Source organism: Arthrobacter sp. D3-16 (assembly GCF_054408515.1).
Genome location: NZ_CP096437.1, coordinates 2,484,577 through 2,497,102 on the forward strand (window position 1 = coordinate 2,484,577; position 12,526 = coordinate 2,497,102).

General features: G+C 65.7%; 11 protein-coding genes. All 11 read right to left on the reverse strand.

All coding sequences use genetic code 11. From position 1 onward, the window contains the following. Positions 1-109 precede the first annotated feature (109 nt). Positions 110-640: a cell division protein SepF gene (locus M1D32_RS11875; RefSeq protein ID WP_458778872.1), complete on the reverse strand. Its 531-nt coding sequence runs from the start codon at positions 638-640 to the stop codon at positions 110-112. A gap of 90 nt (positions 641-730) precedes the next feature. Then, positions 731-1,468, reverse strand: coding sequence for a YggS family pyridoxal phosphate-dependent enzyme (locus M1D32_RS11880; protein ID WP_458778873.1), 738 nt, complete (start codon positions 1,466-1,468; stop codon positions 731-733). Continuing rightward, positions 1,461-2,150: a polyphenol oxidase family protein gene (locus M1D32_RS11885; protein ID WP_458778874.1), complete on the reverse strand. Its 690-nt coding sequence runs from the start codon at positions 2,148-2,150 to the stop codon at positions 1,461-1,463. Before M1D32_RS11885 ends, M1D32_RS11880 begins: the two co-directional genes overlap by 8 nt. A 9-nt stretch (positions 2,151-2,159) precedes the next feature. Then, positions 2,160-3,392, reverse strand: coding sequence for a cell division protein FtsZ (ftsZ, locus tag M1D32_RS11890; protein ID WP_430228449.1), 1,233 nt, complete (start codon positions 3,390-3,392; stop codon positions 2,160-2,162). A gap of 184 nt (positions 3,393-3,576) precedes the next feature. Further along, positions 3,577-4,560, reverse strand: coding sequence for a cell division protein FtsQ/DivIB (locus M1D32_RS11895; protein WP_458778875.1), 984 nt, complete (start codon positions 4,558-4,560; stop codon positions 3,577-3,579). Continuing rightward, entirely contained in the window at positions 4,553-5,929 is a 1,377-nt protein-coding gene (gene murC / locus M1D32_RS11900; protein ID WP_458778876.1) for a UDP-N-acetylmuramate--L-alanine ligase, read from the reverse strand. Before murC ends, M1D32_RS11895 begins: the two co-directional genes overlap by 8 nt. Continuing rightward, positions 5,926-7,026, reverse strand: a complete 1,101-nt coding sequence (murG, locus tag M1D32_RS11905; RefSeq protein ID WP_458778877.1) for an undecaprenyldiphospho-muramoylpentapeptide beta-N-acetylglucosaminyltransferase — start codon at positions 7,024-7,026, stop codon at positions 5,926-5,928. Before murG ends, murC begins: the two co-directional genes overlap by 4 nt. A 6-nt stretch (positions 7,027-7,032) precedes the next feature. Next, on the reverse strand, positions 7,033-8,391 hold the full coding sequence (gene ftsW, locus M1D32_RS11910) for a putative lipid II flippase FtsW (protein WP_458778878.1): 1,359 nt from the start codon (positions 8,389-8,391) through the stop codon (positions 7,033-7,035). A gap of 2 nt (positions 8,392-8,393) precedes the next feature. Next, positions 8,394-9,971 carry a UDP-N-acetylmuramoyl-L-alanine--D-glutamate ligase gene (gene murD, locus M1D32_RS11915; RefSeq protein WP_458778879.1) on the reverse strand — a complete coding sequence of 526 codons (1,578 nt, stop codon included), beginning with the start codon at positions 9,969-9,971 and terminating at the stop codon, positions 8,394-8,396. Beyond that, on the reverse strand, positions 9,953-11,062 hold the full coding sequence (gene mraY, locus M1D32_RS11920) for a phospho-N-acetylmuramoyl-pentapeptide-transferase (protein WP_458778880.1): 1,110 nt from the start codon (positions 11,060-11,062) through the stop codon (positions 9,953-9,955). The genes murD and mraY overlap by 19 nt, the downstream gene beginning before the upstream one ends. After that, positions 11,059-12,525 (reverse strand): UDP-N-acetylmuramoyl-tripeptide--D-alanyl-D-alanine ligase, encoded by a 1,467-nt coding sequence (locus M1D32_RS11925; protein ID WP_458778881.1) that lies wholly within the window; start codon positions 12,523-12,525, stop codon positions 11,059-11,061. The genes mraY and M1D32_RS11925 overlap by 4 nt, the downstream gene beginning before the upstream one ends. Position 12,526: the final 1 nt, after the last annotated feature.

Sequence of the window (12,526 nt, forward strand, 5' to 3'; positions counted from 1 at the left end):
TATCTCCATGTCCATAGTGGTTACCGCGGCTCCAGCCGATGCTTCTCGTCTATTTCAGCACAGATGCCAGGCAGGTGTGTCCCTGCCTGGCATCTGTCAGGTTATTCAGTCAGCTTTGGTTGAAGAAGCTGGCCTGGGTCTCACTGACTTTTTTGTCGTCACCGATGACCTCGACGTAGGACGGCGAGAGCAGGAACACTTTGTTGGTCACCCGCTCGATGCTCCCCCGAAGCCCAAAAACAAGGCCGGCAGAGAAATCGACCAGGCGCTTCGCATCCGCCTCGCCCATATCGGTCACGTTCATAATGACAGGGATTCCATCACGAAAGCTTTCGCCGATCAGCTTGGCATCGTTATAGGAGCGCGGGTGGATGGTAGTGATCTGGCGGAGACCGCTGGTCTCCTCGCGGCTCGATGCCGCGCGCTTGATGGGGGTCACTGGGGCGCGGTATTCCTCTTCGGGGGTGTAGGACGTTTCACGGCTGACCTCGCGGACGGGTGCAGGCGCACGGCGCTCCTCGCGGTCAGCTTCCATCGGTTCGTCCTCATCCTTACGTGTGGTCTGTTGCTCGGACTCGTAGTGTTCATCGCCGTCGGCGAGCCCAAGATAGATCATTGTCTTGCGCAGAGCGCCGGCCATGGTCGACTCCTAATCGTGTCCGTTAAGCGGGCCGCCCAATAACTTGACAGCACTGGAGTCCCCCGCCCATCACTTCCAATAGCACCGACGCTACCCCACGGCAAGACGCGATCCGAGAATATCGGAACCGATTCGCAGGTGTGTCGCCCCGAACAGGATGGCAGCTTCCAGGTCCTGGCTCATGCCTGCCGAGATTGCGGTCGCACCGGGGTGCTCCGCGACCAGGCCGGCAGACACTGCAGCAAGTTTTTCGAAAGCAGGTTCCGGCGGGGCGCCCAGAGGGGCCACTGCCATCACCCCCGCAAGATTGAGGCTCCCGGCTGCCGCTATCCGTTCGGCAAGCATCCCGACCTCACCAGGGGCGGCACCGCCCCGGTGCGTTCCGGCGTCGTCCTCCAGGCTGACCTGGATGAAGCACTCCAGGGGCGCCCGTCCCGTTGCGTCACGCTCCGCCATGGCCGCCTTGGCGAGGGCGTCCACCAGTTGCGGCCGGTCAACCGAATGAACGGCAGCCACATACCGGAGCACTGACTTGGCCTTTTTGGTTTGCAGCTGCCCCACGAAGTGCCAGGCAAGTCCGCACTCTGCCAATTGTTCGGCTTTGGCGGCCGCTTCCTGGTCCCGGTTTTCGCCGACGTCGGTAATACCCAGGGCGGCGAGCCGCCTGATGTCTTCTGCCGGATGGAACTTTGTGACCACGATCAAGGTGGGCAGGTTTCCCTCCCTGCCTGCCGTTCGCGACGCCGCACTGATGCGGCCCCGTACCGCATCGAGTCGGCCTTTCAGCTCTTCGGAGCGCGCGTCTCCGGCTGCTCCGGCGTCAGTCATGGCACCACACCACACCTGCGAAGCGTCCGGTGTTTTTGTCCCGCCGGTAGGAGAAGAGGGAGTCCGTCTCAAGCGTGCAGGGTCCGCAGTACTCCACGCTGACTCCCAAGCGGCCCAGCTGGCTCGTGGCACCGGCCGGCAGATCCAGCGCCGGAGTGCCCCACGAGGTGACGCTCCGGGCTGCCGGCACGGCGGCAGCAACCTCATCCTGCAGCGCGGCCGGAACCTCGTAACACTTCCCGCAAATGGATGGTCCCAGCCAGGCGCGGATGCCTGCGGCGCCCAGTGATTCCATGCCCGCTACCGCCGCTGGAATGACGCCGTTGGCCAGGCCGGGCCGGCCTGCGTGGACAGCTGCCAGGACCGGCCCTTCCGGGGACTCCCCTGCCAGCAGCACTGGAATGCAGTCGGCTACCATAACGGCCAGCGGAAGGCCCTGGGAAACCATGGCGTCAGCCTCGGGTGCGGGGCTTTCCGGGGTCATGACGGCCACGGTGGTGCCGTGGACCTGGTTCATGAACCGCAGCCGGTGCGGGGCGACGCCGATGGTCCGCTCCAGGTCCCCGCGGCGCCGGCCCACCTCGGCGGGATCGTCACCCACGTGCAGCGCCAGGTTTCCGGCGGCAGCGTCAGTGAAGGCGACAGACACGCCAGGCCGGACTTCGGCACGCCAGTGGAACAAGGCCGGGGCCTACTTCAGGAAGTCGGGGACATCCAGGTCATCCGAGTGGCTGCCGGTGAGGTCCGGCTCCACCACGGAGGGGAGGTCGACGTCGAAACCCGAGTCGGCGGGCACTGCCGAGGGGCGCTGCTGCCCCCAGTTACTGAGGCCCGCTGCGCCGACGCCTGCGTGCACCGGCTGGACGTTCATCGAGTGGTTGCCGGCGGACGGCGCCTGGGCGGGTGCCGGGGCAACGGCTGCCGGCCGCTGCGGAGCAACCTGGGGCTGGGACTGGTCCATGGACGGTGAGGTGGCCTTGACGTCGTCGAACCCGGCCGCGATGACCGTTACGCGGGCTTCGTCGCCGAGGGCGTCGTCGATAACGGCACCGAAGATGATGTTCGCTTCCGGGTGCGCCACTTCCTGGACGAGGCGTGCGGCCTCGTTGATCTCGAACAGGCCGAGGTCGGAACCACCCTGGATGGACAGCAGCACACCGTGTGCACCGTCGATGGAGGCTTCCAGCAGCGGCGAGGCGATGGCAAGCTCGGCGGCCTTGACGGCGCGGTCCTCTCCCCGGGCAGAACCGATGCCCATGAGGGCGGAACCGGCGCCCTGCATCACGGACTTGACGTCCGCGAAGTCAAGGTTGATCAGGCCCGGAGTGGTGATGAGGTCAGTGATGCCCTGGACACCGGAGAGCAGCACCTGGTCAGCGGAGCGGAAAGCGTCCAGGACTGAGACGTTGCGGTCGCTGATGGACAGGAGGCGATCGTTCGGAATGACGATCAGGGTGTCCACTTCGTCGCGCAGTGCGTCAATGCCGGCCTCGGCGGAACCGGCGCGGCGGCGGCCTTCGAAGGTGAACGGGCGGGTCACGACGCCGATGGTCAGGGCACCTAGGGACCGCGCAATGCGTGCGACGACGGGAGCGCCGCCGGTGCCCGTTCCACCGCCTTCGCCGGCGGTGACGAAGACCATGTCCGCCCCGCGGAGCACTTCCTCAATCTCGTCCGCGTGGTCCTCGGCCGCCTGCTTGCCCACCTCGGGGTTCGCGCCTGCCCCAAGGCCGCGGGTCAGCTCGCGCCCCACGTCCAGCTTGACGTCGGCGTCGCTCATCAGCAGGGCCTGGGCGTCAGTGTTGATGGCGATGAATTCAACACCTCGGAGGCCGACCTCGATCATGCGGTTGACTGCGTTCACGCCACCGCCGCCGATGCCGACGACTTTGATGACGGCCAAGTAATTCTGCGGAGCTGCCACGTTACGTGTCCCTTGTTCGTGTCTTATTGCTAAATCTGATGAAGAGCTTAGTGCCTGCAACCTTAACCTTCGAGTTGAAGGTTATAGTTATGTCAAGTAACTCATGTCTGTGACGGTATTTCCTCTGGTTCACACATTCAATAACCGGCTCCGCGTGTCGGATTAATAGCGGAAAGAAAGCGTCTCAACGGGTCACCGGGTGCCGGGGCACACTCACGTCGTACACCTTAACGGGATTTTTGGGATCCGCCGGGACCTTGAGGAGGGCGGCCAGCACTTTGGCCTTGAGTTCCTTCTCACCCGCGTTGCCCCAGATGATGGTCTGGCCGTCCACAAGCTTGAGCTCCACAGCATCCACCGACTGTGCGGACGCGTTGGACAGCTTGGCGAGCACATCTGCCGGAAGGGCGCCCAGGACTTCCGCGGTGGCGCGGAAAAGCTCCTTGCCGATGGTGCCGGCACCGCCGTCAATCACCGGCAGGGACACCGACGCCGCATCGGCGGTAGCTGCCAGCTGCACGCCCTCGACATCAACCAGCTGGTACTGCTCCCCCTGCTTGACCAGGGCTACGGGGACGCGTTCGCGAACCTCTACCGCGAGGCCCGACGGCGGGCGCGCCTCGGCGGATACGGACTTGACCTGGACCAGCGGTTCAAGGAGGCGGCCCACCTCCTCGTCCGTGATCTGCGGCAGGGGCTTCCCATGCAGGGGTTCCAGTGCCGTCTCCACCTGGGCCGGCGTCAGCAGGCGGGTACCGGAAACCGAGATGGTGTCCACGGCAAGGACCGGTGAAAAGACCGCCGCGGCCAACAGTCCGGCCACGACCGCAAACAGCGTGGCGGTCACGACCAGGACATTCCGCTTCCGCCGCTTGCCCTTGGGTTCGGGAAACGCCAGAACATTTCCGGCCGAACCTCTGGATGCCGGCGGGGATTCAGCGGGTTTTTCGTTTTTCCGGCCCCCGAACATGGTTTTCGGCGCCTCCTGCGGTGGCTTCGCAGGAGGCTGCACAGCCTGCTCGGACACCGGCCGCGAGGCCGAAATGACGTCAGGGCCGCTGCCCGCATCCCGGTTCATGGTGCCGGAGCTCGGGGTTCGGCCGGTAGTGCTTCCACCTGCAGGGCGCCTGCCGGTGGAAGCATACGTGGGGCGGCGGGAGCTAGGCATTCAGGGCCTCTACGATCTGCGGCCCGTAAGCCGTCACGTCACCGGCGCCCGCCGTGAGGACGATGTCCCCGTCACCGGCGGCGGCGGCGAGGGCAGCCACGGCCTCCGCGGCCCGGACCAGCCGCCCGCCGTCGTCCAGGTGGTCGGCGATGAGCTGGCTCGTGACGCCGGGGATCGGATCCTCACGGGCAGGGTAGATATCCAGCACCCAGGCAGTGTCGGCAAGGTTGAGCGCCTCGGCGAACTCCCGGGCGAATTCCCTGGTCCGTGAGAACAGGTGCGGCTGGAACAGGACATGCACCTTGTGACTGCCTGCCACGGAACGGGCCGCCGCAAGGGCTGCCCGGACTTCGGTGGGATGGTGGGCATAATCATCGAAGACACGTACGCCCCGTGCCTGGCCCTTCAGCTCGAAGCGCCGGGATGCCCCCGAGAAGTGTGCCAGGGCACCGGCAGCCGCTGCGGGCTCGACCCCCAGTTCAAGGGCGACGGCAAAGGCTGCCGCGGCGTTCAGGGCGTTGTGCCGGCCGGGCACCTGAAGGTCAAGCTTGAAGCGGCCGGCCGGTATGGACACCGCAACGTCTCCGGGTCCGCCGTCGTGCAGCACCAGCTCTGCCTCGGCACCTGTGCCGTAGAGGACAACGCGGGTATTGCCCCGGGCGCGTGTCCTCTCGGCGAGGGCCAGGGCCCCGGCATCGTCGGCGCAGGCGATCAGCACGCCGTCGGCCGGCAGCAGGGCGGTGAAGCGGTCGAAGGATTCGTAAACTGCCTCCGCTGTGCCGTAGTAGTCCAGGTGGTCCGGCTCCACGTTCGTCACCACGGCGATCCTGGGCCGGTAGTTGAGGAAGGACCCGTCCGATTCGTCCGCCTCGGCCACAAAAATGCCTGACGTTCCCGAAGCGGCGTTAACGCCAAGGGCCGGAACATTGGCGCCGATGGCAAAGGACGGGTCCAGGCCGGCACCATGCAACAGGACAGTAACCATGGAGGTAGTAGTGGACTTGCCGTGTGTCCCGGCCACCGTCACTACCGCGTCCTCCCCCATGGTTGCGGCCAGGGCCTCGGAGCGGTGAAGCACGGGCACGCCTGTTTCCCTTGCTGCCATCACCTCCGGGTTGTCCGCCCTGATGGCCGAACCTGCCACTACGGTCTGCGCGTCTGCCAGGTTGGCTGCGTCGTATCCAACTGAGATGCGCGCACCGGCAGCGGCGAGGTCAGCCATGACGGGAAGGTCCTTGGCGTCCGACCCGCTGACCGGAACTCCGCGGGCCACCATGATGCGGGCGACCGCGGACATGCCCACGCCGCCGACGCCGACGAAGTGGACCTTGCCCAGGGATGCAAGGCCGGGAATGCTGACGGGATTCATGCGTATACCGCTTCCAGGACAAGGCCAGCCATGCGCTGGTCGGCGTTTCGGATGCCAAGCCGGTAGGAATTGGCGGCCATGGTGGCGAGACGGGACTGGTCGGTGACGAGCGGAATGAGTTCGTTGCCCACCCAATCGGATGTGAAGTCACGGTCGGCAACAAGCACGGCTCCGCCGGCGGCCACCAGTCCTGCCGCGTTGAGTGCCTGTTCCCCGTTGCCGATGGGCAGGGGAACCAGGACGGCGGGCACGCCGACGGCGGCAATCTCGCATACCGTCGCGGCACCGGAGCGGGCCAGCAGCACGTCAGCCGCAGCGTAGGCCAGCTCCATGCCGTCGATATATTCCACCTGCCGGTAGCCCTCGGCGGCCAGCGGCCTGCCGCCGTCGTCAAGGACGGACTTGCCCCGGCCGGTGATGTGCAGTGTCTGGATCCCGGCGTCGGCGAGTTGCCCGAGTGCTGCGGCGATGGTCCGGTTGATGCTCTGCGCACCGGACGAACCGCCCGTGACGATCAAGGTGGGCTTGGCTGCATCCAGTCCCAGTGCCTCCCGGGCAGCGGTACGGGCAGCAGTCCGGTCAAGGTGGGAAATTTCCGTGCGCATGGGCATGCCTACGTGCAGGGCACCCTTCAGTGGCGTGGTGTCGAAGGCTACCGCCACACGCTTCGTGAAGAGGGCGCCCACTCTGTTCGCGAGTCCGGGACGGATGTTGGCCTCATGGATCACGATCGGAATACCGCGTTTCCGTGCGGCGAGGTACATGGGCGTGCAGACGTAACCGCCGACGCCGACCAGGACGTCTGCGCCGGCTTTGTCCAGGATGGCGCCTGCCTGCCGCACGGCGCCGCCGAGGCGCCCGGGGAGGCGAAGGAGATCCGCTGAGGGTTTCCGCGGGAAGGGCACGCGGTCGATCGTCGCCAGCTCAACTCCGGCGGCGGGAACCAGGCGGATTTCCATTCCTGCCGGTGTTCCCACCGCGAGGATGGCCGCGCCGGGAGCTGCCGTGCGGACGGCGGCTGCGATGGCCAGGAGAGGGCTGATGTGGCCGGCGGTTCCGCCGCCCGCCAGGACAATGGAGGGATTTTGGGACGTCATGTGGGGCTAGGCACGCTTTCTTGCAGTCTTCTTTTTGGGCGTGGTGGCGGGGGCCTGCTTCGCCTTGAACTTCAGCATCCGTTTGGGCCGGATCGCCGGGGCCATCTGCTCGCGGGCCAGGGAAAGCACCACGCCGATGGCGCAGAGGGACATCAGCAGGGCGGACCCGCCATAGGAAATGAAGGGCAACGGCACGCCGATGACGGGCATCAGCCCGGTCACCACTGACATGTTCACCGTTGCCTGGCCGAGCAGCCACACCATGATGGTGCCCGCGAGCACGCGGTGGAACAGCCCTTCCTGCGCCACCACGACCCGGTAGATGGCTGCACCGAGGATGGCAAAAAGGATAAGGACGACGACGGTGCCCACCAGCCCGAGTTCCTCGCCTATGATGGCGAAGATGAAGTCGTTGTGGGCTTCGGGGATCCAGCTGTATTTCTGCCGGCTTTGCCCCAGGCCCACTCCGAACCAGCCGCCGGAGGCCAGGCCGTAGAGGCCGTTGGTGGCCTGGTAGTTGGCATCGATGCCGTTGGCGCAGGACTCACCGGTCCACCAGGACGTGATGCGGCACATGCGGTTCGAACTCGTCACGGCCATCACGCCGGCCAAAGCGACGCCGAGCAGTCCCGCAATGCCAAAGAAATACAGCGGCACCCCGGCGAAGAAGAGGGCTGCTGCGGCAATCATCATGATGATCATGGCGGTACCGAGGTCGTTGCCCACGAGGACCAGCCCAATGATGATGACCGCCATGGGAACGGCCGGGACGAACACATGCATTGCCCGGCTGAGCAGCTTTCCCTTCATGGCCAGGACCGTGGCCATCCAGAGCGCAAGGGCAAGTTTTGATGCTTCCGACGGCTGGAAGGTGATGCCGCCGAGGTCAATCCAGTTCTTGTTGCCGTTGACCTCGTCGCCGATCACCTGGACCAGGGCAAGCAGGACCACCGCCGCGCCGATCGCCGGCCAGGCGAGCCGCTTGAGCCAGGTGACGTTGATCCGGGACAGCACAAACATGGTGAAGATGCCGATGGCGGCAAACATGCCTTGCTTCAGCGCGTCACCGTAGGGCGATTTTCCGGCAGCGATGGATTCAACACTGGAGGCCGAGAGCACCATCATGATGCCGATGGCCGTCAGGGCCAGGGTGGAGCCCAGGATGAGGTAGTACGTGGAGCCGTTCCGGGAGGTCCCGGTCCCTTCCAGGGCGGACCAGAACCTGCGGTAGATGGTCCGGAGTCGGGCGGCCGCCGGTGATTGGCGCGCACCGGCTGTTACCGAGGAGCCGGGGCGCAGCTTGCCCGCCTGCTGCTTAGTTGGCTGCTGTTTTGCTGGCTGCGGGCGCGTTGGCGTGCTGACCATTGTTACTCCTCGCCGGTCTGGGCCTGCCCTTCCACCAGCTCGAGGACAGCTTCGATGAAAGTGTCACCACGGTGAGCATAGGAAGAGAACTGATCCATGGAAGCAGCTGCCGGAGCCATCAGCACAGTGTCGCCGGATTCGGCGAGCTGCGCTGCTGACGCCACGGCCCTGGCCATCACCGTCTCCCCGGGCACGGAAGTACCGGTTTGGACGGCACCAGCCAATGCGGCAGTCTGCACCTCTTCAGTTTCACCCGCCTGCGGGAGGATCACAGGGACATCCGGCGCGTGTCGCTGGAGGGCCTCGGTGAGCGCCGAGGTGTCACTTCCAATGAGGACCACGGCTTTGAGCCGCTGGACGTGCTCCCGGACCAGGTCGTCGTAGGTCACTCCCTTGGAGAGGCCCCCGGCGATCCAGATGACGTTGCTGAACGTAGCGAGCGAGGCGGCCGCGGCATGGGGGTTCGTGGCTTTGGAATCGTTGACCCACAACACGCCGTTGCGGCGCGCCACCGGCTGGATGCGATGGTCACCCGGGACGTAGTCCTTAATGCCCTGCCGCACGGCCTTGGGCTCGACCCCGTACGCACGGACCAGCCCTGCGGCGGCCAGGGCGTTGGCCACCATGTGGCGCGGCGCAAAGGCTCCCAGGTCGCTCATTGACGCGAGCTCCGCGGCGCTGTCCTTGCGTTCGGCGATGAACGCCCGGTCCACGAGCAGTCCCTCCACCACGCCGAGCATGCTGATGGCCGGGGTAACGGTGGTGAAACCGACGGCGCGGCAGCCCTCCACCACATCGGCGTTCTCCACCATGCGCTCGGTTTCAATTTGCTCGGCATTGTAGATGCACGCCTTTTGCGTCTGCTCGTAGACCTTCGCCTTGTCGGCAAGGTAGGAATCGTAGGAGCCGTGCCAGTCGACGTGGTCCTCGGCGACGTTCAGGCAGACGCTGGCCACGGGCGAGAGTGACTCCGCCCAGTGGAGCTGGAAACTCGAGAGTTCGACGGCGAAGACGTCGTACTCAACAGGATCGCGGATGGCATCCAGGATGGGCGTGCCGACGTTGCCGACGGCGATGGCCTTCAGGCCGGCTGCCCGAAGCATGGATTCGGTGAGGCCAACAGTGGTGGTCTTTCCGTTCGTTCCCGTGATGGCGAGCCAGTCCGCCGTCTTGCGGCCTTCCCGGACGCGTACGCGCCAGGCGAGTTCGACGTCGCCCCACACCGGGATGTGCGCCCTCGCGGCTGCTGCCAGCAGGGCCTGGTCGGGGCGCCACCCTGGTGAGGTCACGATGAGTTCGGGAAGTTCGCCGTCGATCCGGGGGATGCGGGTTACGGCGTCCTCTCCGAGCAGGACGTCGGCTGCACCGACGATCCTAAGCGTTTCCGCGTGGGCCTTGGCCGTGGCGCTGGTTGCCGCGTCAACCACCACCACGCGGGCACCGAGTTCGATGAGGGTATCGGCCGCCGCGAATCCGGAGACACCAATGCCGGTGACGGCGACCCGCAACCCCGCCCAGTCGGAGTCCCAGCTGGTGAGGTTCTCGAGTCGGGAGGAAACAGTCACAGCAGCACAACCCATTCAGCGTAGAAGATGCCAAGACCCACGGCGACGAAGAGCCCGCCCAGGATCCAGAACCGGACCACCACTGTCACTTCAGCCCAGCCCTGCAGTTCGAAGTGGTGCTGCAGCGGTGCCATCTTGAACACGCGCTTGCCTCCGGTGGCCTTGAAGTAGCCCACCTGGATGATGACGGAAAGGGTGATCAGAACGAACAGGCCACCGATGATGCCCAGCAGCAGTTCGGTCCGGGACAGGATGGCGAACCCGGCGATGGCGCCGCCGATGGCCAGCGAACCGGTATCACCCATGAAGATCTTGGCCGGAGAGGTGTTCCACCACAGAAAGCCCACCAGCGCGGCGCTCATGATGGCTGCCAGCAGCGCCAGGTCGAGCGGATCCCGGACCGAATAGCAGCCGCTGCCGGCTTCGCGAGGTGAGCCGCACGCCTGGTTGCTCTGCCAGATACCCATCAGCGTATAGGCGCCGAAGACCATCACGGAGGCACCTGCGGCGAGCCCGTCGAGGCCATCGGTCAGGTTTACGCCGTTGGTCGCTGCAGTCACAATCAGGTTGGACCAGACCACGAACAGGATGGCTCCGAGGACCGTTCCGCCGAAGGCAAGGTCCAGCCAGGGCAGGTCACGGACCAGCGAAATCTTGGTGGAGGCCGGCGTGACGCCGGCGCCGTTGGGAAAGTTCAGGGCAAGCACCGCGAAGATGATGCCTACCGCTGCCTGCAGGATCAGTTTTGCCTTGGCATTGAGGCCGAGACTGCGCTGCCGGGAAATCTTGATGAAGTCGTCCAGGAACCCCACCAGCCCCATTCCGACCATCAGGAACAGCAGGATGAGGGCGGAAGCGGAGGGGCCTGAAGAATCCGGGTTCACCATCAGCATGATCAGGTGGGTGAGGCCGTAGCTCAGCAGTACCGCGGCCACCACCACCGTCCCGCCCATGGTGGGTGTGCCGCGTTTGGTGTGGTGCGAGGTGGGGCCATCGTCCCGGATGAACTGGCCGTAGCCGCGGCGGACGAGCAGCCGGATAAAGAGCGGTGTCCCCACCAGGGCGAATAAGAGTGCCAGTCCGGCGCCGATCAAAAGTGCAATCACAGCAGAGTGCTCCTTTCATCGGCGGGTTGCGGGGTTTGTCGGGGTAATGCTATCCAATCGCCCAAATGGCGAAGTCCTACGCTGTTCGAGGACTTGAACAGGACCAGGTCGCCGGGCTGGAGTTCGGAATCCAGCAGTTCGTACGCCTCTTCCACTGTTTCCGCGAAAAGGCATTCATCGCCCCAGGAGCCCTCCTGAACAGCTGACACGTACAGCGCCCGGGCTTCCCGGCCAACCACCAGCAGGCGGGAGATGTTGAGCCGGACCACCTGGGTGCCCACGGCTGTGTGTTCCCGGATGGAATCCCCACCGAGTTCGAGCATTGCCCCGAGCACCGCCCAGGTCCGTCTGCCGCGGCCAAGGTCCGCCAGCGTCCGCAGGGCGGCGCGCATGGACTCAGGGTTGGCGTTGTAGGCGTCGTTGATGATGGTCACGCCGTCTGCCCGCTCGGTGCGCTCCATGCGCCACCGGCTGGCGGCAGTCTGGCTGCTGAGGGAGTTCGCGATGTCCTGTCCCGGCACGCCGGCAGCCCAGGCAGCGGCGGCGGCGGCCAGAAGGTTGCCCACATGGTGCGCGCCGATGAGGCGGCTGCTGACGTGCAGGCCGGTTTCGCCGTCGGGCAGTTGAAGGTCGAATTCGGGATGGCCCCCGGCATTGGTGTCGGCGTTGAGTGCCTGGACGGCTGCGTCCCCGCGGCCTTCCGCGGAAAAGCCGAGTACCGACGCCGCGGTGCGCGTGCGCATGGCAGCCACCCGCTCGTCGTCGAGATTCACCACGGCGGTGCCTGCCGGGGCAAGGGCTTCGACAAGCTCCCCCTTGGCCAAAGCGATGTTGTCCACTCCCCCGAACTCCCCGGCGTGGGCGGTTCCCACGGCGAGCACTACGCCGATATCGGGTTTGACCATTTCCGCGAGGTACCGGATGTGCCCGATTCCCGTGGCGCCCATCTCGATGACCAGGTAGCGCGTTTCCGTTCCGGCGCGGAAGACGGTAAGCGGAACGCCGATCTCGCCGTTGTAGGACCCTTGTGGGGCCACGGTATTTCCCTGGCCGGCCAGGATTCCTGCGAGCAGGTCCTTGGTGGTGGTTTTTCCGGCAGAGCCGGTGATGCCTACGACTGTGAGTTCGCTGCCTTCCCGGGCGCGCGCAGCACGGATCCTGCGCACAGCTTCTGCGGCCAGTGCCCCCATGGCAAGCACGGCATCCGGAACCAGCACCGAGGGATAAGGAGTCCCGTCCGGCGCGGACACCGGACGCTCCACCAGGGCAAGGGTGGCGCCGGCTGCGAAGGCGGCTGCCACGAAGTCGTGGCCGTCCGCGTGCTCACCCGGCTTGGCGACGTAGAGCGAACCGGCTGTGGATTCGCGTGAGTCCGTGACCACCGAAAGGGGCGTGATCCCGGGATCGGCGTCCAGGCGCCCGTTAGTGATTTCGGCGATCTCCGCCGCAGTAAATGCAATCATC